Source organism: Pseudomonas sp. JY-Q, assembly GCF_001655295.1.
Taxonomy (GTDB): domain Bacteria; phylum Pseudomonadota; class Gammaproteobacteria; order Pseudomonadales; family Pseudomonadaceae; genus Aquipseudomonas; species Aquipseudomonas alloputida.
On sequence record NZ_CP011525.1, the window covers coordinates 4,163,967 to 4,187,501 of the forward strand.

Consider the following 23,535-nt stretch of genomic DNA (forward strand, 5'->3'; position numbering starts at 1 on the left):
TCTTGAATTCAGTGCTTGTCAGTTTCGGGGTTGGCTGCGGTGCGGTTGACTTTCGCCAGTGGCAGCGGCAGCAGCTTGCCCATTGGCTCGCGGCGTTCCGGCCGCAAAGGCCGCAGGCCTACCACCATCTTGCGCGCCACCAGCAGGTACACCCCGCCACCGGAGCCCTGCCAGCCGCCGGCCAGTCGCTCCCAGCCCTCCAGGCGTTGCTGCCAGGCAGGTGAGGCAAGCGGCGGACGATAGCACCCGAAGCGGCGTTTCTCCAGCGCGAAGCCCAGCAGGTTGAGCCAGTCGCCCACCCGGGACGGCGAGATGCAGCGCGCCTTGCGCAGAGCACCGTGACTGAAGAAATGGCGCATGCCCCAGCTGCTCCAGGGGTTGATCCCCAGGATCAGCAGGTGCCCGCCCGGGCGGACGGCACTGGCGGCCTCGCGCAGCAGGCCATGGGGCGACAGGCAGAAGTCCAGGCCATGCTGCAGCACCACCACGTCGGCAGCGTGCTCGCTCAACGGCCAGGCCTGTTCTTCGCAGACAATCTCCACACCCGGCAAGGGCGCACCAAGGCGCACGTTACGCTGCACCTGGGGGGCTCTGGGCGGTGGCTCGGCGCAGGGCCCGTAATGCACGAGATAGCCGCCAAAGAAGCGCCCGAGCTCTTCTTCCAGCAGTTTGTCCTCCTCCTTGAGCATCAGTTGCCCAAGTGGGCCGTTGAACCACTCACGGGCCAGGCTGATCAGCTCGACCCAGTCCGGGTCGGCCTGTGCAAAAGCTTGGTCGGTCATTGCGCTCTCCCTCGAAGGTTCTCCCACCGCGCCATCGCGGCTAAGATGCCCTCATGTGCCACGCTAGGCGAATCGGATCCGCACCATGATACAGATCGATGCTCTCCCCGCTTTCTCCGACAACTACATCTGGTTGTTACAGGATACTGCCAAACGCCGTTGTGCGGTGGTCGACCCGGGCGATGCCGGCCCGGTGGAGCGCTGGCTGGCTGCCAACCCCGAATGGGTGCTGAGCGACATCCTCGTCACCCACCACCACAATGACCATGTCGGCGGTGTGGAGCGGCTCAGGCAATTGACCGGCGCACGGGTCTGTGGCCCCGCCAACGAACGCATTCCCGGCCGCGACCTGGCACTGGACGAAGGCGACAGGGTGGACGTGCTGGGTGTGACTTTTCGGGTGCTGGCGGTACCCGGCCACACCCTGGGGCATATCGCCTTCTTCAGCGACCAGCCAGCAACGCCCATCCTGTTCAGTGGCGATACCCTGTTCGCCGCCGGTTGCGGGCGCATGTTCGAAGGTACACCCGAACAGATGCAGCCTGCCCTCGCCCGCCTGGCGGCCCTGCCAGAGCAGACAGCAGTGTACTGCGCCCATGAGTACACCCTCAGCAACCTGCGTTTCGCCAAGGCGGTGGAACCGACCAACCCGCACGTTCAACAACGGTTCGAGGACGTTAGCCGTTTGCGCGCCGAAAATCGCATCAGTTTGCCATCAACGATCGGCCTGGAGCGCCTGACCAACCCCTTTCTGCGTACCTCTGAAACATTAGTTAAACAAAAAGCAGACGAATGGAAGGGACATTCAAACACCACGCATGTCGCTGTTTTTGCTGCCTTGAGGTCTTGGAAGGACACCTTCTGATAACCGCAAGATATATCGCAAGTGATGGTCAAAGGTTGACCAGGCCCGGAGCGGTTTCTAGAATCGCCGAACTTTTTCGCCCGGATACCTGTATCAGCCGATGTCTTCCCGTAGCCGCAGAACCTCTCATTCCGTCGCCCTGACGCGCCTGGCCCAAATCAGTGCGCTGGCCCTGGCCGCCACCTTGGTGGGCTGCCAGAGCACCCGTCAGCTCGACGAATCCGATAGCGTTCGCGCGCACAACTACCAGGCGCGGATCAAGCACAAGCCTTCTCCGCTGCTGGTCAAGCCGGCCGAGCAGGCGCCGCAGGATGTCTGGGAGCGCATGCGCCAGGGCTTCGCCCTGCAGGACAGCATCGACGTCAACCCGCGCATCGAACAGCAGCGCTTGTGGTTCGCCAGCAACCCGACCTTCATCGAAAGCGCCGGGGAACGTGGCAGCCTCTACCTGCACTACATCGTCGAGCGCCTTGAAGAACGCGACATGCCGCTGGAACTGGCCCTGCTGCCAGCCATCGAAAGTGCCTACAACCCCATGGCCTACTCACGCGCCAGCGCTGCCGGCATGTGGCAGTTCATGCCGGCTACCGGTCGCCACTTCAACCTGCGCCAGACCAACTTCTATGACGGCCGCCGCGATGTCACCGCGTCGACCAACGCCGCGCTGGACTACCTGACCCGCCTGCACGACATGTTCAACGGCGACTGGCTGTTGGCCCTGGCGGCCTACAATGCCGGCGAAGGCACCGTCAGCCGAGCCATCGAGCGCAACGAAAGGCTCGGCCTGCCGACCGACTACTGGAACCTGCCGCTGCCACAGGAAACCCGCGACTACGTACCCAAGTTGCTGGCACTGTCGCAGGTGGTGTCCACGCCAGAAGCCTATGGTGTCAATCTCACCCCGATCGCCAACGAACCGTACTTCGAAGCGGTGGCGATCAATGACCGCCTGGACCTTACCCGGGTCGCGGCCTTTGCCAACATCGACGAGGACGAGCTGATCCAGCTCAACCCGGCATTCAAGAAGCGCATGACCGTCGATGGCCCGAAACAGCTGCTGGTGCCCACCGCCAAGGCGCAGTTGCTCAGTGCCAGCCTGTCCAACCTCAACCCGGAGCAACTGGTCAGCCTGCAACCGCCGAAAGCAGCGTTTGCCCGGGCTGTGGCCGAAGCCAAGGCACCGGTGGGGGCGCGTAGCTACCGGGTCAAGCGTGGCGATAACCTGAGCGCCATCGCCAAGATCAACCGTGTGTCGGTCAAGGACATCAAGCGCTGGAACCGTTTGTCCGGCAACAGTCTGCGTGCTGGCCAGGTTCTGGCCCTGCGCGGTGGCAGTGCACCGAGCGCCGCCGGCAACCGGGTTGCCGCCTCCGGAAAGCGCTCCACGCAATACAAGGTCCGCAAGGGCGATTCCCTGTACCTGGTGGCCAAGCGCTTCAATGTGGAAATGAAGCACCTCAAGCGCTGGAACCCACGCAGCGGCCATGCCCTCAAGCCAGGCCAGACCCTGACCGTCTACCTCGGGCATTGATCCCGCAACCAGGGCCCTCACGCGGCCTTGTGGGAGCGGCCTGGTGTCGCGATAGGGGCGCGGAGCGGCCCCAGTATTTCAACTTTTCAGCATAAACTGCCGGGGCTGCTGCGCAGCCCTTTCGCGACACAAGGCCGCTCCCACAGGTACCGTGGCACCTGTTGCCCCCGGCTTGGGGCCCGCACCTTCAAAACCTCTCTTTTTCCAACCCCACCAAGCTGTTACTGTACTCGATCAAAGCCCAACGCCTCTGGATCGGATGCCGACTTGATACGTCCCCTCCTGCTGTCACTCAGCCTGGCCTTGAGCTTTCCCGCAGCCGCGATGGTGAGCGAAAGCCACGGATACGCGCAGTTCGGCACGCTCAAGTACCCGGCCACCTTCACCCACTTCGACTGGGTCAACCCGCAAGCGCCCAAGGGCGGCACGTTGCGGGCCATGGCTTTTGGTACCTTCGACACGCTCAACCCCTACACCTTCAAAGGGTCGAGCCCGATTACCACGCCCAATTTCCAGCAGTACGGCATCAGCGAGCTGAACGAGCCACTGATGGTCGGCACGGGCCAGTACGACCCGTCCGGTGACGAGCCGACTTCCAGCTATGGCCTGATCGCCCGCTCGGTGGAGTACAGCGAGGACCGCAGCTGGGTGGTGTTCAACCTGCGCCCCGAAGCCCGCTGGCATGACGGCCAGCCCATCACCTCGGCTGACGTGGCCTTTTCGTACCGCACGCTGCTCAAGGATGGCCACCCGATCTACCGCACCAACCTGCAGGAAGTGCAGCGGGTAGACATCCTCGGCCCGCTGCGCATCCGCTTCGTGTTCAAACGCGCCGGCAACCCGCTGCTGATCCTGCGTCTGGGCGAAATGCCGGTGCTGCCCAAACACTACTGGCAGAAGCGCGACTTCAAGGCCACCACCTTCGAGCCCCCGTTGGGCAGCGGCCCCTACCGCATCACCCAGGTACAACCCGGACGACGCCTGGTGTTTGAACGGGTGAAGAACTACTGGGGCAAAGACCTGGCGGTCAACCGTGGCAAGTACAATTTCAATCGGGTCGAATACGAGTTCTATCGCGACGCGACGGTGGCCTTCGAAGCCTTCAAGGCCGGCGAGTTCGACATCTATATCGAGCACCAGGCAAAAAACTGGGCCAACGGTTACAACTTCCCTGCCGTGCGCCGCGGTGAAGTGATCAAGGCACAAATCCCGCACAGCATTCCCACGCAAACACAGGGCCTGTTCATGAACAGCCGCCGGGCCGCGTTCAGTGACCCGCGGGTACGCCAGGCGCTGGGGCTGATGCTGGACTTCGAGTGGACCAACCGCGCGCTGTTCAGCAGCGCCTACCGCCGCTCGACCAGCTACTACCCCAACAGCGAGTTCGCCGCCAGCGGCCTGCCCACCGGCAAGGAGTGGCTGCTGCTGGCGCCGTTCCGAGACCAGTTGCCCGCCAAGCTGTTCAGCGAACCGTACAAGGTCAGCCACACCGATGGCCGTGGCATCAGCCGTCATACCCTGCGCCAGGCCTTGGGCCTGCTCGCTGAAGCCGGGTGGAAGCTGAACGGCCAGCGCCTGGTCGACAGCAAGGGCCAGCAGCTGCGTATGGAGCTGCTGTTGGTAAACCCCAACCTTGAACGCATCCTGCAACCTTATGTCGAAAACCTGTCCAGCATCGGCATCGATGCACGCTTGCGCACCGTGGACCGTGCCCAGTACAAACAACGCCTGGACCAGTTCGATTTCGACATGATTCTGATGACCCTGAACCAGACCCTCAGCCCCGGCCTCGAACAGTGGCTGTACTTCCATTCCAGCCAGGCCGCGACAAAGGGCAGCAAGAACTATGCTGGGGTCAAGGACCCGGTGGTCGACCACCTGCTCGACACCCTGCTCGCCGCCCGCACCCGCGATGACCAGATCGCCGCTGCCCGCGCCCTGGACCGCGTGCTCTCATGGCACTACTACATGATCCCCAACTGGTACCTCGACAACCATCGCCTGGCCTACCGCAACCGGTTCGCCTTCGTCACCACGCCGCCCTACACCCTTGGGCTGAACAGCTGGTGGATCAAGACTTCGGAGAAAGCCCAATGACGCCAACGCACCGTCTGCGCCGGCTGGCAGGCAGCCTGTTGCTCGCCTGCCTGAGCCTTCCCGCGCTGGCCGCACCGCAGCACGCGCTCACCCTTTACGACGAGCCACCCAAGTACCCCGCCGACTTCAAGCACTTCGACTACGTCAACCCGGATGCGCCCAAGGGCGGCACCTTCCGCCAGTCCAGCTTCGGCGGCTTCGACAGCCTCAACCCGTTCATCAACAAAGGCGTGGCGGCCGAGAACATCGGCATTATCTATGACACCCTGATGCGCCAGAGCCAGGATGAACCGTTCACCGAATACGGCCTGGTGGCCGGCAAGATCGAAAAGGCCCCGGACAACAGCTGGGTACGCTTCTACCTGCGCCCCGAAGCGCGCTTCCATGACGGCCATCCGATGCGCGCCGACGACGTGGTGTTCACGTTCAACGCCCTGATCAAGGACGGCGCCCCGCTGTACCGCCAGTACTACGCCGACGTCGCCGAAGTGGTCGCCGAAGATCCACTCAAGGTGCTGTTCAAGTTCAAGCACAAGAACAACCGCGAGCTGCCATTGATTCTCGGCCAGCTGCCGGTACTGCCCAAGCACTGGTACGAAAACCGCGAGTTCAACCGCGGCAACCTGGAAATCCCGTTGGGCAGCGGCCCGTACAAGGTCGCCGAGGTCAAGGCCGGGCGCTCGGTGCGCTACGAACGGGTCAAGGATTACTGGGCCAAGGACCTGCCCATCAACCGTGGCTTCTACAACTTCGATGTCATGACCTTCGACGCCTACCGCGACACCACCGTCGCCCTGGAGGCCCTCAAGGCCGGGGCATTCGACTATGGCCTGGAAGTCAGTGCAAAGAACTGGGCCACCGCCTACAACGTGCCCGCCGTGCGCGAAGGTCGCCTGATCAAGGAAGAGCTGCCCAACGGCAACCCCACCGGTATGCAGGGCTTCATTTTCAACATCCGCCGCCCGGTGTTCCAGGATGTGCGTGTGCGCCAGGCCCTGAGCCTGCTGCTGGACTACGAGTGGACCAACAAGCAGCTGTTCAACGGCGCCTACACCCGTACCGGCAGCTACTTCGACAACTCGGAAATGGCCGCCCACGGCCTACCCAGCCCCAACGAGCTGAAAATCCTCGAACCACTGCGCGGCAAAGTGCCCGAGCAAGTATTTACCGAGGTCTTCCACAACCCGGTCAGTGACGGCAGCGGCATGATCCGCGAGCAACAGCGCCAGGCCTACAAGCTGTTGCAGGAAGCCGGCTGGAAAATCGTCGACGACAAGATGGTCGACGCCCAAGGCAAGCCGGCAAGCATCGAGTTCCTGCTGGCGCAGACCGAGTTTGAACGCATTCTGCTGCCGTTCAAGCGCAACCTTGCCGACCTCGGTATCGAGCTGAACATTCGCCGCGTCGACGTTTCGCAGTACATCACCCGCCTGCGCTCGCGTGACTACGACATGATCGTTGGCGGCTACCCGCAATCCAACTCGCCCGGCAACGAGCAGCGCGAGTTCTGGTCCAGCGCCGCCGCCGACAACCCCGGCAGCCGCAACTTCATCGGCCTGCGCGACCCGGCCATCGACCAACTGGTGGACCAGTTGATCAACGCCGACTCGCGCCAGAGCCTGATCGACCACTGCCGCGCCCTCGACCGCGTGTTGCTGTGGGGCTACTACGTGATACCCAACTGGCACATCAAGACCTGGCGTGTGGCCTACTGGAACCACATCGGCCACCCGAACGTGTCGCCCAAGTACGACATCGGCATCGACACCTGGTGGATCAAGCCCGGTGTAACCCCGGCGGTCAGCGAAGCGCCTGCGGACGAGGCCAATTAAGATGCTGGCCTACATCCTGCGCCGCCTGCTGCTGATCATTCCGACCCTGTTCGGCATCCTCATCATCAACTTCATCATCGTCCAGGCCGCCCCCGGTGGCCCGGTCGAGCAAATGATCGCCAAGCTCGAAGGCTTCGAAGGCGCCACCAGCCGCATTGCAGGTGGCGGCGCCGAGGTTTCCGTGGCCGGCTCCAACTACCGCGGCGCCCAGGGCTTGGACCCGGCCCTGATCGCTGAAATCGAGCGCATGTACGGCTTCGACAAGTCGCCGCCCGAGCGCCTGTGGATCATGGTCAAGAACTACGCCCGGCTGGACTTCGGCGACAGCTTCTTCCGCGACGCCAAGGTGATCGACCTGATCGCCGAGAAGATGCCGGTTTCGATCTCGCTGGGGCTGTGGAGCACGCTGATCATGTACCTGGTGTCGATCCCGCTGGGGATCGCCAAGGCCGTGCGCCACGGCAGCCACTTCGACGTGTGGACCAGTTCGGCGATCATCGTCGGCTACGCCATCCCGGCGTTCCTGTTCGCCATCCTGCTGATCGTGCTGTTCGCCGGTGGCAGCTACTTCGACTGGTTCCCCCTGCGTGGCCTCACCTCCAACAACTTCGACGAACTGAGCACCACCGGCAAGGTGCTGGACTACTTCTGGCACCTGGTGCTGCCAATCACCGCGCTGGTCATCGGCAACTTCGCCACCATGACCCTGCTGACCAAGAACAGCTTCCTCGACGAGATCAACAAACAATACGTGGTCACCGCCAAAGCCAAGGGCCTGAGCCGATCACGGGTGCTGTACGGTCATGTGTTCCGCAACGCCATGCTGCTGGTGATCGCCGGTTTCCCTTCGGCGTTCATCGGCATCTTCTTCACAGGCTCCTTGCTGATCGAGGTGATCTTCAGCCTCGACGGCCTGGGCCTGATGAGTTTCGAAGCGGCCATCAACCGCGACTACCCGGTGGTCTTCGGCACCCTGTTCATCTTCACCCTGCTAGGGCTGGTGGTGAAACTGATCGGCGACCTGACCTACACCTTGGTCGATCCGCGCATCGACTTTGCCAGCCGGGAGCACTGACATGGCCTTGTCCCCCCTCAACCGCCGGCGCTTCGAGCGCTTCAAGGCCAACCGCCGTGGCTGGTGGTCGCTGTGGCTGTTCCTGATTCTGTTCGGGCTGAGCCTGGGCGCCGAACTGATCGCCAACGACAAACCGATCGCCGTACGTTACGACGGCCAATGGTACTTCCCGGCGTTCAAGCGTTACCCGGAAACCACCTTCGGCGGGGAATTCCCGCTGGAAGCCAACTACAAGAGCCCCTACATCCGCGAGCTGCTGGCGAAGAAAGACAGCTTCGTGCTGTGGGCACCCATACCGTTCAGCTACCAGAGCATCAACTATGACCTGCGCGTCCCCGCCCCCGCCCCACCTTCGGCGGACAACTGGCTGGGCACCGACGACCAGGGCCGCGACGTGCTGGCGCGGGTGATCTACGGCTTCCGCATTTCGGTTCTGTTTGCCCTCACCTTGACCGTGGCCAGCTCCATTATCGGCGTCATCGCAGGCGCCCTGCAGGGGTTCTACGGTGGCTGGGTCGACCTGGCCGGGCAACGCTTTCTGGAAATCTGGTCCGGCCTGCCTGTGTTGTACCTGCTGATCATCCTGGCCAGCTTCGTGCAACCCAACTTCTGGTGGCTGCTGGGCATCATGTTGCTGTTCTCGTGGATGAGCCTGGTGGATGTGGTACGCGCCGAGTTCCTGCGCGGGCGCAACCTGGAATACGTGCGCGCCGCACGCGCCCTGGGCATGCGCAACGGCGCAATCATGTACCGGCACATCCTGCCCAACGCGATGATCTCGACCATGACCTTCATGCCGTTCATCCTCACCGGCGCCATCGGCACCCTCACCGCCCTGGACTTCCTCGGCTTCGGCCTGCCCGCCGGTTCGCCCTCGCTGGGCGAACTGGTGGCGCAGGGCAAGTCCAACCTGCAAGCGCCATGGCTGGGCATCAGCGCCTTTGCCGTGCTGGCGCTGATGCTGAGCCTGCTGGTGTTCATCGGCGAATCCGCCCGCGACGCCTTCGACCCGAGGAAGTGACATGAGTGAACAGAACCTGATCGAAGTGCGGGACCTGGCCGTGGAGTTCGTGACCGGGGACCAGGTCAACCGGGTGGTGGACGGCGTCAGCTTCGATATTCGCAAAGGCGAGACACTGGCCCTGGTGGGCGAAAGTGGCTCGGGCAAATCGGTCACCGCGCACTCGATCCTGCGCCTGCTGCCCTATCCCCTGGCCCGGCACCCCAGCGGCAGCATCCGCTACGAAGGCAAGGACCTGCTCCAGCAGAGCGAGAAGACCCTGCAGCGCATTCGCGGCAACCGCATTGCGATGATCTTCCAGGAGCCGATGACCTCGCTCAACCCGCTGCATTGCATCGAGAAGCAGATCAACGAAATCCTCCTGCTGCACAAGGGCCTGACGGGCAAGGAAGCGACTGCGCGCACCCTGGAGTTGCTGGATATGGTCGGCATTCCAGAGCCGCGCAAGCGCCTCAAGGCCCTGCCCCACGAATTGTCGGGCGGCCAGCGCCAGCGGGTAATGATTGCCATGGCGCTGGCCAACGAGCCCGAGCTGCTGATTGCCGACGAGCCGACCACCGCGCTGGATGTGACCGTGCAGCTGAAGATCCTCGAGCTGCTCAAGGAATTGCAGGCGCGTATGGGCATGGCCCTGTTGCTGATCAGCCATGACCTGAACCTGGTGCGCCGCATCGCCCATCGTGTGTGCGTGATGCAGCGCGGGCAAATTGTCGAGCAAGCCGAATGCGCCACGCTGTTCAGCTCGCCACAGCATCACTACACCCAGATGCTGATCAATGCCGAGCCCAGTGGGCTGCCGGCACACAACCCGGTGGGTGCGCCATTGCTGGAGGTGGATGACCTCAAGGTCTGGTTCCCGATCAAGAAGGGCTTTCTGCAGCGCACGGTCGACCATGTGAAGGCGGTGGACGGGGTCAACTTCAGCTTGCCCCAGGGCCAGACGCTGGGCATTGTTGGCGAATCCGGGTCGGGCAAGTCCACATTGGGCCTGGCGATCTTGCGGCTGATTTCCAGCCAGGGCGGCATTCGCTTTCATGGGCAGAACCTCGAAGGGCTGAACCAGAAAGCCGTGCGCCCCCTGCGGCGGGAAATGCAGGTGGTGTTCCAGGACCCGTTTGGCAGCCTGAGCCCGCGCATGTGCGTGGCGGACATTGTCGGCGAAGGGCTGCGCATCCACGGCATTGGCACCGCGCAGGAACAGGAAGCGGCGATTATCGCGGCCCTGGAGGAAGTAGGCCTGGACCCGCGCACGCGCCATCGCTACCCCCATGAGTTTTCCGGCGGGCAGCGCCAGCGCATTGCCATTGCCCGGGCGCTGGTGTTGAAGCCAGCACTGATTCTGCTGGATGAACCCACGTCCGCACTGGACCGCACCGTACAGCGGCAGGTGGTGGAATTGCTGCGTAACCTGCAGCAAAAGTACAACCTGACCTACCTGTTCATCAGCCATGACCTGGCGGTGGTGAAGGCGTTGAGTCACCAGTTGATGGTGATCAAGCATGGGCATGTGGTGGAGCAAGGGGACGCGCAGGCGATCTTCCATGCGCCGCAGCATCCGTATACCCGGCAGTTGCTGGAGGCGGCGTTTTTGGAGGTTGGGGGTTCGTAGGGAAAGGGGGCGTGTGCGCCAAGCAATCATCCTTTGATCGGTCGTTTCGTTTATTGCGATTTTCGAATATTTCGAATATAACTCGAACTCAGGCTGTTGCATCGTTGCCACAGCCCCGCAATCGATACCCCCCTGGAGATGCCCATGACCACCGCCAACCTCTCTCGCCATGTGCTTCCTGATGAGAAAGAAATTGCCGTGGCAGTCGAGTCAAGCCGCACGCTGGCAGCGTTCCTCTCGACAAAATCAGATACCCAACGGATCGAACTGCTCAACGAGGAAAATCAGCGCCAGGTTGTTGAAGTACCTACTTTCGCCCTACGCCTATTCGGCGAGATTCTCAGCGAACTGGCCCTGGGTAACTCAGTCAAAGTCGTTCCAATCCACGCCGAACTAACTACCCAGGAAGCAGCAGACCTGCTTAACGTCTCCCGGCCGCACTTGGTAAAGCTGCTCGACGAAGCGGTGATTCCGCACACCAAGACAGGCCGCCATCGTCGTGTCAAATTCTCCGACCTGGTTGCCTACAAGGACAAACGTGATGGGGTGAGCCGGACTGCGATGGATGCGCTAGCAGCCCAAGCCCAGGAATTGAAGATGGGGTACGAATGAAGCACTCGCCCTTCACGGCCATATACGACGCGAATGTACTTTACCCTGCCCCACTGCGTGATTTCCTGATGAACCTAGCGCTGACGGGCATCTACCGGGCACGTTGGTCAGCGAGCATTCATGACGAGTGGAAGCGCAATCTGCTACTCAACCGACCTGACCTCACGCCTGAACATTTGGATCGCACGTCATCGCTAATGGATGCTGCGGTGCCTGATGCACTCGTCACTGACTACGATTCACTGGTCGAAGGGCTGGACTTGCCAGATCGGGATGATCGACATGTTCTCGCAGCTGCAATCAAGTGCAACGCTTCGGTCATCGTCACCTTCAATTTGAAGGATTTTCCCAAGGCGGTTCTTGGTGCCTTCGATATTGAACCCTTGCATCCGGACGACTTCATCGCTGACCTTGGACCTGGACAAGGCAGCAGTCCTCGAAGCTGCCCAGCGGCAGCGAATATCGCTGAAGAACCCACCGCACAACGTACAGCAGTATCTCGACAGGCTGCTTCAGCAGAAGCTTCCCGAGACTGTGAAACTGCTTTCAGCATTCAAGTTCCTCCTCTGAGTATGTCCAGCAGACTTTCTTTGGCAGCAAGGCAATCATCCGGGATTGATCAGCCATGCACGTAAAACCAAGCCTATGAAAAGCCTCGCTCGTTACCACGCCAACAGAATCAAGCAGCGGTGATCAATTTTTCTGACAATAATCGTCTTCCATCATCAGCCGAATCGGGCATAAATTCTCCGCCGTCAACTCCCAGTACCCACGGTAGAGCCCATGTCCAGTCCACAACACCAGCCCGCTTCCCCTGCCCTGGCCACCCTGATCCAGCGCTCCGGCCTGCCCAGCCCAACGCTGAGCGAAGCCCAGGCACACGCCGTGCTGCAGGCCCACTATGGCCTTGCCGGCAACCTTTCTGTACTGGGCAGCCAGCAAGACCTGAACTTTCGCGTGGTCACACCGCAGGGTGGCTATGTGCTGAAGGCCTGCCACGGCAGCTACGCCCAGCTGGAGCTTGAAGCCCAGCACGCCGCCCTGGCCTTCCTGCGCGATCAAGGTTTGCCGGTACCCGCCGTGCGCTCAGCCCACAACGGCATGGGGTTGCTGGAACTGGACATCGACGCGCAACCACTGCGCCTGCGCCTGCTCGACTACATCGAGGGCCAACCGCTGACCCGCCTCAAGCACATGGAGCCGCGCCTGATGGCTGAACTGGGCGGGCTCTGTGCAAAGCTGGACAAGGCGCTTGCCCATTTCGATCACCCGGGCCTTGCGCGTACCTTGCAATGGGACCCGCAGCATGCCGGGGCACTGATCGATCACCTGCTACCGGTGCTGCAGGACAGCGGGCAGCGCGCCCGCATCGAACACGCCACGCGACAGGCCAACGAGCGCCTGTTGCCGCTGGTCGATCAACTGCCCAGTCAGGCCGTGCACCTGGACATCACCGACGACAACACCGTGTGGGCCCGTGATGCCCAGCGTCAGTGGCAACTGCAAGGCGTGATCGATTTCGGCGACCTGCTGCGCACCTGGCGTATCGCCGACCTGTCGGTGACCTGCGCTGCGCTGTTGCACCACGCCGAGGGTGACCCACTGCGCATCCTGCCCGCCGTGCAGGCCTACCAGGCGCTCAACCCGCTGACCGAGGCCGAACTGCGCGCCTTGTGGCCGCTGGTGGTGAACCGCGCTGCCGTGCTGGTGCTGAGCAGCGAACAACAGCTAACCGTCGACCCGGGCAACCAGTACACCCGCGATAACATTGCCCACGAATGGGAAATTTTCGACACGGCCACCGCCGTGCCTTTCGCCCTGATGGAGGTGGCCATTCTGCAGGCTGCTGGCCTGCAACCCACGGCGCCGGACTGGAGCGACTGCGCCCCCCTGCTCCCCGAGCTGGCCGGGCAGGCTGTCACACGGGTGGACCTGGGGGTCCTGAGCAAACACTTCGAGGCCGGCAACTGGGAGCAACCCGGTTACGACCTGCATCTGCTGACGTCGCAAGCCGCCCCGGCCTGCAGCCTGCACGGGCAGTACCGCCTGTCGCAAACCCATATCGATCGCCCCGAAGAGCCCGCCACCTGCGCCCTTTTCGTCGAGCTGCATGTGCCCAACGGCAGCCCGGTGCAAGCGCCGGCAGCCGGCACCTGGCAGCACCGCGGCGACGGCCGGGGCTGCCTGCGCACCCCGCATTGGGCTTTGTGGCTGCAAGGCCTGGAAGACGCACCGGCAGACGGCCAGGCCGTGGAGAAAGGCCAGCCCCTGGGCAGCAGCTGCGGCTTCCTCAGCGTGCAGGTATGCCTGGACAATGGCACCCAGCCGCCGCGCTTCGCCACGCCGTCACAAGCCGCCGCCTGGCTGGCCCTGTGCCCGTCACCGGCCGCCCTGCTGGGCTTCGATTGCGATGCCGAGCCGCTACCCGATCCGCAAGCGCTGCTGGCCCGCCGCGATGCCAGCTTCGCCCGCTCGCAGAAGCACTACTACGCGCAACCGCCGCACATTGAACGTGGCTGGCGCAACTACCTGATCGACATGCAGGGCCGTTCCTACCTGGACATGCTCAACAACGTCGCGGTGCTGGGCCATGGCCATCCACGCATGGTTGCCGAGTCGGCGCGGCAATGGTCGCTGCTGAACACCAACTCGCGCTTCCATTACGCAGCAATCACCGAATTCTCCGAGCGCCTGCTGGAGCTGGCCCCCGAAGGTTTCGACCGGGTGTTCATGGTCAACAGCGGCACCGAGGCCAACGACCTGGCGATTCGCCTGGCCTGGGCCTACAGTGGCGGGCGCGATCTGCTCAGTGTGCTGGAGGCCTACCACGGCTGGTCGGTGGCCACCGATGCCATCTCCACGTCGATCGCCGACAACCCGCAAGCCCTGGAAACCCGCCCGGACTGGGTACACCCGGTCGAAGCGCCGAACACCTTCCGCGGCCGCTTCCGCGGGGCCGACAGCGCCGCCGACTACCTGCAGGACGTCGACGCCAAGCTGGCTGACCTCGACGCCCGTGGCCGTCAGCTGGCGGGCATCATCTGCGAACCGGTGTACGGCAATGCCGGCGGTATCTCGCTGCCCGCAGGCTACCTGCGCGCAGCCTATGCCAAGGTCCGCGCCCGCGGCGGGGTGTGCATCGCCGACGAAGTGCAGGTGGGCTATGGCCGCCTGGGCGAGTACTTCTGGGGCTTCGAGGAACAGGGCGTGGTGCCGGACATCATTACCATGGCCAAGGGCATGGGTAACGGCCAGCCACTGGGCGTGGTCATCACCCGTCGCGAAATCGCCGAGGCGCTGGAGGCCGAGGGCTACTTCTTCTCCTCGGCCGGTGGCAGCCCGGTCAGTTGCCGCATCGGCATGGCGGTGTTGGATGTCATGCAGGAGGAAGGCCTGTGGGACAACGCCCGTGACACCGGGCGCTACTTCAAGGCACGCCTGCAGGCGCTGGTCGACAAGCACCCGCTGGCCGGCGCGGCACATGGCTCGGGCTTCTACCTGGGGCTGGAACTGGTGCGCGACCGCACCACCCTGGAGCCGGCCACCGAAGAAACCATGATGCTGTGTGATCGCCTGCGTGACCTGGGCATCTTCATGCAGCCGACCGGCGACTACCTGAACATCCTCAAGATCAAGCCACCGATGTGCACCAGCCGGGCCAGCGTGGACTACTTTGTCGACAGCATTGACCGGGTGCTGGACGAAGGCCTGTAAGTGTCAAGGCGTGGGCCCGACGGCTGCGGCCCACGCCTGTAATGCCTCACACGCGGCCATGGCCACCTGTTCATCGGTGCGCCCGGTGAACTGCCGCTCGATCGCATCGGCGGCAATCAGCCCGGCAATGGTGGGCTTGCCGACAGCATCGGTCAGGTCCAGCCATTCCCCCCAACTGGCGGGTACGTCGTACCAGCGCAGGTAGCCTGAGGGTGAGCACGGCCACCATCGCTCATCGAACTGCAGAATCACTTTCTCCAGCTTGCCCATCCCCAGATGCGCCAGCGCTCCCTGCTGTGTTTCAGGTAACGCAGGGGTAAAGTGCAACGTTTTCAGAACACCCACCGGAACTGTGCAAATGCAGAAGTCGCACACCTCTTCATTCACCCTGACGCGCGCGCTCGACCAGTCGATGTGGGTGACAGGACTGTTCAGGCGGATATCCAGGTGCTTCGACAGCAAGTCGACAAGCTCGCTGTAGCCGCCTGGCAGCATACGATCACCATGCCCGACCCCCGCTTCATCCAAGGCACAGACCGACAGTTGTTCGACGGGCAAACACGCTTCCAGTACAAGGTTGGCGTCGATGGCGAACTGCGTGGCACGCGCGAGCGCGGGGTCGAGTGTGGCCATGTAGCCATCGATCGCGTCAGGCAAAGGCTGTTGCCGATCGAGACGCCTGGTCAAGGTATCCCAGGCGGCGTCGATATCCGGCAACGCCCCGCCGCGTGCTGCCGCAAGCGGGCAACTGAAATCGGTCTCGACGCAAACCAAGCCATGCTGAAGTGCAACAGCGGCCAATGGATTCTCGGCGAAATGCTGAAGCCATGCCGCACCTTCATCTGCTTTCACGCCGCCCAACTCGACAGTGTGCGTACGCCCACCCGTTCGCCCACGCGCCTCCAGCACCGTGCAATCGACCCCCCTTTCCCGCAAGCGTTGAGCGGCAGCCAGGCCTGCACACCCCGCACCGATCACGATCACCTTGCTCGCACCGGCACTCACGGCTGCCTCGGCGGCACGCAGCCCATCATTCCACGCACCATGAGTCATTGCCGGAGCGCTGGCATTACAAGCTTCTCCAGCGATGACCAAGCGCCCATGCAGCACTTGGCCCAGGGCGCTTCGATGCAACGGCGACCCTCCAGGCAGCAAGGCACTGTAGGCACCGAGGCTGAATGGGTCGCAGCTCCAGTGGGTGACATGCCACGCGGTTGGTCTGTGCACGCTTTTCTCCATTGAGGGGGCTGTCCTGCAGGTGCATTAATGTTCATAATTTTTAGCAATAAAAGATGATCATCATCAGGTTTACTGACAATGGCCTTTACCAGCGACTCCCTGGCGATTTTCCTCGCGGTGCTCGATGCCGGCTCGTTCTCCGCCGCCGCCCGCAAGCTGGGCCGTGTGCCTTCAGCCGTGAGCATGGCAATCGCCCAACTGGAAGCGGAACTGGACCTGCCCCTGTTCGACCGGGCCACGCGCAAAGCCTTGCCCACCAACGCCGCCCTGGCGCTGGAGCCCCAGGCCAGGCAGGTCATCTGCCAACTCAACCTGCTGGATGCCCAGGCCCTGCAATTGCACAAAGGCCTGGAAAAGCGCCTGACCATCGCCATGGCGCCCGAGTTGCAGACCGGCCGCTGGAGCCAGCCGCTGGAAATCCTCGCCCAGGCATTTCCCAGCCTGGAAGTCGAGGTACGTTCGGCCACCCAGACCGAAGCCATTCGCCTGCTGCATGACGGCAGTGTGCAATTGGCATTGGTGTTCGAACGGCCCGGCATCGATGAGCGCGAATCCTTCCTCGAAGCCGGCAGCCAACTGCTGGTGGCCGTTGCCTCACCACGCCATCCGGCCGGGCAGAACAGCGGTACGCCATTGCCTGAAGAGGCCTTTGCCGAACAACGGCAGATCATCGTGGCTTCGGGCAAGGCCACCGGATCGGACCCACGCATGGTGCTGTCCCGGCGCATCTGGCTGACCGACAGCTACCTGGCCACGCTGGACCTGGTGCAGTCCGGGCTGGGCTGGGCCTACCTGCCGCAGCCATTGGTCGAACCGCTGATTGCCTCGGGCGCGCTGGCCGAGGTGCGCTTCGACAACATGGCCAGCCGCCTGCGCTTGTGGGTAGACATCATCTGGATCAAGTCGCGCCCGTTGGGCCTGGGTGCGCGACGCTACCTGGAAGTCATTCGCCAGCTGTTCGAGAAGGAGCCCCCCAGGGCCTGACACCCTTGCGCACGTCCAGGCCCTGCAGGCGATCGCCTTTGGGAGGGTTATGCTGTCGGCGCTACCAACCTGTAGCCAACCCCCGCCTCGGTAATGATGAACCGCGGCGCCGTGGGGTCATCGCCCAGCTTCTGTCGCAGATGCCCGACCACGATGCGCAGGTAGTGGGTATCCTCCGCATGGGTCGGCCCCCAGATATCCTTGAGCAACTGCTGCTGGGTAATCACCCGCCCAGGGTGCCCGGCCAATAGCGCCAGCAAAGCATACTCCTTGCGTGTCAATGCCACCTCCACGCCGTCGAGCGTCACCCGGCGGAAGGCAAAATCCACCGTCAGCGGCCCAAAGCTGGCCGCCACTTCCGAGCCGCCGGCTTGTGGCACCTGGCGCAGCAACGCCCGCACGCGCGCGAGAAACTCCTGGATACCAAACGGCTTGGTCACATAGTCATTGGCGCCACCATCCAGCGCATCGACCTTCTGCACTTCACTGGCACGCACCGACAACACCATCACCGGCACTGCACTCCATTCTCGCAACTCACGCAGTACCTGCTGGCCGTCCATGTCCGGCAGCCCCAGGTCGAGCACCACCAGGTCCGGCTTGCCCAGTGCCGCCTGGGCCAACCCTTCGGCACCGGTGGCGGCCTCCAGCACCTTGTAGCCTTGCGAGGCCAGGCTGATACGCAGGAACTTGCGGATCTGCGGTTCATCGTCGATGACCAACAGGGTGGCAGAGTGGCTCATGGGGTTTCGCTTTCGGCTTCAGGTTGAGGAGGCAGCGGCAAGCATAGAGTGATGCTGGTGCCTTGGCCATCAATGCCTTCGCCCACCAGAATCTGCCCGCCATGGGCACCGATCATGCCCTGGCAGATCGCCAGGCCCAGCCCGGTACCCTGCCCGCCGCGATCGCCACGGGCGGCGGTGTAGAACATGTCGAAGATTTTCTCGCGGTCGGCTACGGGAATGCCGGGGCCCTGGTCGCTGACGGTCAAGCGCAGCTGGTCGCCATGCACGGCCACCTGCAGCTCAAGCCGACCATTGACCGGCGAAAAGCGTGCGGCGTTTTCCAGCACGTTGACCAGTGCCTGCTCGATCAACGCCGCATGCACGAACAGCAATGGCAGCTCGGCCGGCACGTCTGTGTGCACACGCAGCGGCGCCAGCACCACCCGCAGGCGGTTAAGCGCACTGCCGACGATATCCGCCGGGGCCACCCAGTCGCGGGCCAGCTTGAGGCCGCCATGGCCCAGGCGGGTCATGTCCAGCAGGTTCTGGATGTAGCGATCGAGGCGTTCGGCCTCATTGCGGGTGCCCTCCAGCAGCTCGCGACGGTCTTCGGCCGGGATCGCGTCGCCCAACGCCAGCAGGCTGTCGATGCTGCCACGCATGGCGGTCAACGGCGTGCGCAAGTCATGGGATACGGAAGCCAGCAGGGCGCTGCGCAGTTGCTCGGTTTCGCCGTGCAGGCGTGCGGCTTCCAGCTGTTCGGCCAGGCGTGCGCGGGCCAGGGCCTGGGCCAGGGGCTGGCCCAGGGCGGTGAGCAGGCGCCGCCGTGGGTCGCTGAGCGGCTGCCCGTTGCGCGGGCGCACGCCCAGCAGCGCCAGCGGCTGATCGTCCACCGCCAATGGCCACCACCACCAGCGGCCATTAGGCAGGGTATCGCTGCCGTGGCCGGCGGCCTGCCCGTGCTGCCAGGCCCAATCGGCAGCCGCCCGTTCGGTGTCGCTGAAGGTGCAGGCTTCCCCGCTGGCCACTTGCAACTGGCCTTCGGCGTTGCGCTCCAGCAAGCACACCTGGGTGTCCTGCCAGCCGTCCAGGTGCTGGCCGGCAGCCTTGAATATGGCTTGGCGGTCGGTGGCTACCGTCAACCGGCGAGACAGGTCGAGCAACTGGCTGGTCTGCGCCTGGGTCTCGCGCAGCGCCTGCAACTGGCGACGCTGGCGCGCGGCCAGGTTGCCGGTGAGCGCAGCCATCAACAGAAAGAACACCAGGGTCAGCACGTCTTCTTCGCGCTGGATGGTGAACGAGAAGTTGGGCGGTATGAACAGGAAGTCATAGGCCAGGAACGACAGCGCGGCGCAAGCCAGCGCAGGTCCCAGGCTACTGCGCACTGCGACCAGCAACACCGCCGCCAGGAACACCAGCGAGATATTGGGCAGCGCCAGCACACTGGACACCGCCCAGGCCAGACCCGCAGCCATCACGGTGGCCAGCAGCGCCAGCAGGTAATGACGCCACACCCACACCCGCCGCACGGCTGAACGCGGCGCTGGCGGCTGCACGTCGCGGTCCAGCACGTTGATTTCCAGGCCACGGCTTTCGCGCAGCAGCCGCGCCGCCACACCCGCGCCGAACAAACGCCGATGCAGGCGGTTGCGGGATTGCCCGACCAGCACCAGGCTGGCCCGCCGCTCGACAGCATGCTGGATCAGCGTGCGGGCCACTTCCCCAGCCCGCAGCAGCACCACCTCCCCGCCCAGTCGCTCGGCCAGTTGCTGCGCGGCTTGCAAACGATGCCGTGCGGTTTCGTCACGCAGGCGGCCGTTGTCCACATGCACCAGGCTCCAGGGCAGGTGGCGGCGCTGGGCCACGCGGCTGGCATGGCGCACCAGGCGTTCGGCCTGGTCGTCACCGTCTATGCCCACCAGCAACCGGCCGCGCAAGGCCGGCGCCTCCTGGCCGCGCTGACGATAGCCGTGGGCCAGGTCGGCATCGACCTGAGCAGCGGCGGTCTGCATGGCCAGCTCGCGCAGGGCGGTGAGGTTGGTTTGCGAAAAATACGCATCGATGGCCGCCCGAGCCTGCTCGGGCACGTACACCTTGCCTTCACGCAGGCGTTCGAGCAGCTCTCGCGGAGGCAGGTCGATCAGCACCAGCTCGAACGCCTCCTGCAGCACCCAGTCCGGCAGGGTCTCGCGCACTTGCACGCCGGTAATGTCACGGACCTTGTCGTTGAGGCTTTCCAGGTGCTGGACGTTGACCGTGGTGTACACGTCGATGCCCGCGGCCAAGAGTTCTTGTACGTCCTGCCAGCGTTTGGCGTGGCGGCTGCCGGGGGCGTTCGTGTGGGCCAGTTCGTCCACCAGGGCCAACGCCGGCGCGGCACGCAGCAGGCCGTCAAGGTCCATTTCCTCGAGGGTGACGCCACGGTACTGGCTGCGCAGCAAGGGCTGCTGATGCAGCCCTCCGAGCAACGCTTCGGTTTCGGCGCGGCCATGGGTTTCGACCACCCCGGCCAACACCTGCACGCCCTGGCGTTGCTGGGCGTGTGCAGCCTGGAGCATGGCGAAGGTCTTGCCGACGCCGGGGGCAGCGCCGAGGAACACCTTCAGCCGGCCCCGGCCGGTGCGTGGGAGGTTGGCCAACAGCGCATCGGCGCGGGCGGAGTCACTCATGTTTCATCCTTTGCTTTTTCCAGCAGCCGGCCACTTCAGGGAAAGCCCCTTAACGTGTAGGAGCGGGTTTACCCGCGAATACGTCAGTGGCACCACCACCGCATTCGCGGGTGAACCCGCTCCTACAGGCTTCCTGCCAGCGCTTCGATTACCTGACAATGGCGAGCTTTTCCAAGGCCTGGTTCAATGCCAGCACGTTGACCACCGGCGGGCCGATCAATGGGTGGAGGGTGGCCTGTTCCAGCAAGGCTTGCAAGCGCTCGACCGGCAGCTGCCGTGCCGCCGCCACCCGCGGGATCTGATAGGCCAAGGCCTCAGGTGGCAAGTGCGGGTCCAGGCCGCTGCCCGAGGTGGTCAGCAGCGCCTGCGGCACTGGCCCCTGCTGCGCCTGATACAACGTGGCCGCATCGCCCTTTACCCGCTCAGCCAGCGCCGGGTTGCTCGGCGACAGGTTGCTGGCGCCGCTGGCCACGGTCGCGTAGGCACCTGCCGAGGGCCGCGAGTGGAACCAGCCATCGCCCTGGAAGTCCTGGGCGATCAATGCCGAACCCCGCACCTGGCCTTGCGCATCGCGTACCAGGCTACCGTTGGCCTGGTTCGGGAAAGCGACTTGGGCAATACCGGTCACCGCCAGCGGATACAGGGCGCCCGTCACCAGGGTCATCAACAAAGCCAGGCTCAATGCCGGGCGTAGATAAGCAGTCATGGCGGCCTCCTCAGACCAGGTTCAGGGCGTTGAGCAGCAGGTCGATCAGCTTGATCCCGGCAAACGGCACCACAATGCCACCCAGCCCGTAGATCAGCAGGTTGCGCCGCAACAGGTGCGCCGCACTGGCCGCCTGCACGCGCACCCCACGCAGCGCCAGCGGGATCAGCACGATGATGATCAGCGCGTTGAACACGATCGCCGACAGGATGGCGCTCTGCGGGCTGGCCAGTTGCATCAGGTTGAGCACACCCAGTTGCGGGTAGATGGCAGCGAACAGCGCCGGCAGGATGGCGAAGTATTTGGCCACGTCGTTGGCAATGGAGAACGTTGTCAACGCACCGCGGGTGACCAGCAGCTCCTTGCCGACCTGGACTACGTCCAGCAGCTTGGTCGGGTCGCTGTCCAGGTCGACCATGTTGGCGGCCTCCCGCGCAGCCTGAGTGCCGTCGTTCATGGCCATGCCTACGTCAGCCTGGGCCAGTGCCGGGGCGTCGTTGGCACCGTCGCCACACATGGCAACCAGGCGGCCTTCATTCTGCTCCTGGCGAATGCGCGCCAGCTTCTTCTCGGGCGTGGCCTCGGCCAGCACGTCATCGACCCCCGCTTCGGCGGCGATGGCGGCCGCAGTCAACGGGTTGTCGCCGGTTACCATCACCGTGCGGATGCCCAGCTTGCGCAGCTCGGCGAAGCGCTCGCGGATACCAGGCTTGACCACGTCCTTGAGGTGGATCACACCCAGCAAACGCTTGTCGACGCACACCAGCAACGGTGTGCCGCCACTCTGCGCGATGCGTTCGACTTCACGGGCCAGCGCCGCCGGCATTTCCAGGCGTTGCATACCGACGAAGGCCAGCACCGCATCGACGGCGCCCTTGCGGTAGCGGTGCTGCTGGAAGTCGATGCCCGACAGGCGTGTCTCGGCACTGAACGCCACCGCTTCGAACTGCCCGGCAGGCGGGTCGACAAAGTCGTGCAACTGGCGCAGGTATTCGACAATCGATTTGCCTTCAGCGGTGTCGTCGGCCAGCGACGCCAGCAAGGCGCCCTCCCCCAGTTCCTTGGCGGTAATGCCCGGTGCAGCATGCAGTGCGCTGCAGCGGCGGTTACCGAAGGTGATGGTGCCGGTCTTGTCGAGCATCAGCGTATGCACGTCCCCGGCCGCCTCGACGGCGCGGCCCGAGCGGGCAATGACATTCAGCCGTACCAGCCTGTCCATGCCGGCGATACCGATGGCCGACAGCAGGCCGCCGATGGTGGTCGGGATCAGCGTCACCAGCAGCGCGGCCAGGAAGATCAGCGGCAGGCTGCCACCCACGAAGTGGGCGAACGGCTGCAAGGTCACCACCACGATCAGGAAAATCAGGGTCAGGCCGATCAGCAGGATGTCGAGGGCGATTTCGTTCGGGGTCTTCTGCCGCTTGGCCCCTTCAACCAGGGCGATCATGCGGTCCAGGGTCGACTCGCCCGGGTTGCTGGTGATGCGGACAAGCAGCCAGTCGGAGACCAGCCGCGTATTGCCGGTCACCGCCGAGCGGTCGCCACCTGATTCGCGTATTACCGGCGCGGACTCGCCGGTAATGGCGGCCTCGTTGACGGCCGCAATGCCTTCAATCACCTCGCCGTCGCCGGGGATCATTTCGCCGGCGACCACGCGTACCACGTCGTCCTTGCGCAGCGCGCTGGCAGCTACCGTCTCGTAGCTGCCATCACGCAGACGACGCTGGGCGGTCAGGCCCTGGCTGCCGGCCTTGAGGCTGTCGGCGCGGGCCTTGCCACGGCCCTCGGCCAACGCCTCGGCGAAGTTGGCGAACAACACGGTGAACCACAGCCACAGGGCAATCTGCACCGCAACGCCGGTGCTCACGCCGCCGCCGGGGGCAAAACACAGCACGGTGGTCAGCACCGCGGTCAGGGCCACCACCAGCATTACCGGGGAGCGCTTGAGCTGACGCGGGTCGAGCTTGACGAACGCCTGCACCAGCGCCGGGCGCCACAGCGCGGCGAAGCGGGTCTGGTCCTTGGCATTGTGCCGGCTATTCACTTCAGGAATGGGCATGTTCATGATCGGTCC

At 64.0% G+C, this 23,535-nt stretch carries 16 protein-coding genes and 1 pseudogene; 11 read left to right on the top strand and 6 right to left on the bottom strand.

Going from position 1 to position 23,535, the window contains the following annotated elements; translation table 11 throughout:
• Positions 1–8 precede the first annotated feature (8 nt).
• On the bottom strand, positions 9–782 hold the full coding sequence (locus tag AA098_RS18910; protein ID WP_064614913.1) for a class I SAM-dependent methyltransferase: 774 nt from the start codon (positions 780–782) through the stop codon (positions 9–11).
• Positions 783–867: 85 nt separating this feature from the next.
• Here AA098_RS18910 and gloB point away from each other — a divergent pair, with 85 nt between their 5' ends.
• The 10 genes and pseudogenes from gloB (at position 868) to AA098_RS18960 (ending at position 15,138) form a co-directional block, all read left to right on the top strand.
• The gene (gene gloB, locus AA098_RS18915) at positions 868–1,647 is read left to right on the top strand and encodes a hydroxyacylglutathione hydrolase (RefSeq protein WP_003251462.1); all 780 of its coding nucleotides are present in this window, start codon (positions 868–870) and stop codon (positions 1,645–1,647) included.
• Positions 1,648–1,747: 100 nt separating this feature from the next.
• On the top strand, positions 1,748–3,178 hold the full coding sequence (locus AA098_RS18920) for a lytic transglycosylase domain-containing protein (protein WP_004576948.1): 1,431 nt from the start codon (positions 1,748–1,750) through the stop codon (positions 3,176–3,178).
• 267 nt (positions 3,179–3,445) lie between these two features.
• Positions 3,446–5,275 (top strand): extracellular solute-binding protein, encoded by a 1,830-nt coding sequence (locus tag AA098_RS18925; protein WP_033725687.1) that lies wholly within the window; start codon positions 3,446–3,448, stop codon positions 5,273–5,275.
• Positions 5,272–7,107, top strand: a complete 1,836-nt coding sequence (locus AA098_RS18930) for an extracellular solute-binding protein (protein ID WP_047603441.1) — start codon at positions 5,272–5,274, stop codon at positions 7,105–7,107. Before AA098_RS18925 ends, AA098_RS18930 begins: the two co-directional genes overlap by 4 nt.
• A gap of 1 nt (position 7,108) precedes the next feature.
• Positions 7,109–8,182, top strand: coding sequence for a microcin C ABC transporter permease YejB (locus AA098_RS18935; RefSeq protein ID WP_003251466.1), 1,074 nt, complete (start codon positions 7,109–7,111; stop codon positions 8,180–8,182).
• Position 8,183: 1 nt separating this feature from the next.
• Entirely contained in the window at positions 8,184–9,203 is a 1,020-nt protein-coding gene (locus AA098_RS18940; RefSeq protein ID WP_003251467.1) for an ABC transporter permease, read from the top strand.
• A 1-nt stretch (position 9,204) separates the two neighbouring features.
• Positions 9,205–10,812 carry an ABC transporter ATP-binding protein gene (locus AA098_RS18945; protein WP_003251468.1) on the top strand — a complete coding sequence of 536 codons (1,608 nt, stop codon included), beginning with the start codon at positions 9,205–9,207 and terminating at the stop codon, positions 10,810–10,812.
• 144 nt (positions 10,813–10,956) lie between these two features.
• Positions 10,957–11,424, top strand: coding sequence for a helix-turn-helix domain-containing protein (locus AA098_RS18950; RefSeq protein WP_003251469.1), 468 nt, complete (start codon positions 10,957–10,959; stop codon positions 11,422–11,424).
• Positions 11,421–11,994 (top strand): annotated as a pseudogene (locus AA098_RS18955) (PIN domain-containing protein). Before AA098_RS18950 ends, AA098_RS18955 begins: the two are co-directional and overlap by 4 nt.
• A gap of 213 nt (positions 11,995–12,207) precedes the next feature.
• The gene (locus tag AA098_RS18960) at positions 12,208–15,138 is read left to right on the top strand and encodes an aminotransferase (protein ID WP_064614914.1); all 2,931 of its coding nucleotides are present in this window, start codon (positions 12,208–12,210) and stop codon (positions 15,136–15,138) included.
• Positions 15,139–15,141: 3 nt separating this feature from the next.
• Here the strand turns inward: AA098_RS18960 and AA098_RS18965 are convergent, their stop codons facing one another.
• Complete coding sequence (locus AA098_RS18965) at positions 15,142–16,377, bottom strand: NAD(P)/FAD-dependent oxidoreductase (RefSeq protein ID WP_003251472.1); 1,236 nt, start codon at positions 16,375–16,377, stop codon at positions 15,142–15,144.
• 78 nt (positions 16,378–16,455) lie between these two features.
• On the opposite strand from AA098_RS18965, the gene AA098_RS18970 reads away from it, so the two are divergent.
• Positions 16,456–17,361 (top strand): LysR family transcriptional regulator, encoded by a 906-nt coding sequence (locus AA098_RS18970; protein WP_003251473.1) that lies wholly within the window; start codon positions 16,456–16,458, stop codon positions 17,359–17,361.
• 47 nt (positions 17,362–17,408) lie between these two features.
• Here the strand turns inward: AA098_RS18970 and AA098_RS18975 are convergent, their stop codons facing one another.
• The 4 genes from AA098_RS18975 to kdpB form a co-directional block, all read right to left on the bottom strand.
• Positions 17,409–18,104: a response regulator gene (locus tag AA098_RS18975; protein ID WP_003251475.1), complete on the bottom strand. Its 696-nt coding sequence runs from the start codon at positions 18,102–18,104 to the stop codon at positions 17,409–17,411.
• Entirely contained in the window at positions 18,101–20,755 is a 2,655-nt protein-coding gene (locus AA098_RS18980; protein WP_054888909.1) for a sensor histidine kinase KdpD, read from the bottom strand. The genes AA098_RS18975 and AA098_RS18980 overlap by 4 nt, the downstream gene beginning before the upstream one ends.
• A 148-nt stretch (positions 20,756–20,903) precedes the next feature.
• Positions 20,904–21,461, bottom strand: coding sequence for a potassium-transporting ATPase subunit KdpC (gene kdpC / locus AA098_RS18985; protein ID WP_003251480.1), 558 nt, complete (start codon positions 21,459–21,461; stop codon positions 20,904–20,906).
• Between the two features lie 10 nt (positions 21,462–21,471).
• Positions 21,472–23,526: a potassium-transporting ATPase subunit KdpB gene (gene kdpB, locus AA098_RS18990; protein WP_004576954.1), complete on the bottom strand. Its 2,055-nt coding sequence runs from the start codon at positions 23,524–23,526 to the stop codon at positions 21,472–21,474.
• Positions 23,527–23,535: the final 9 nt, after the last annotated feature.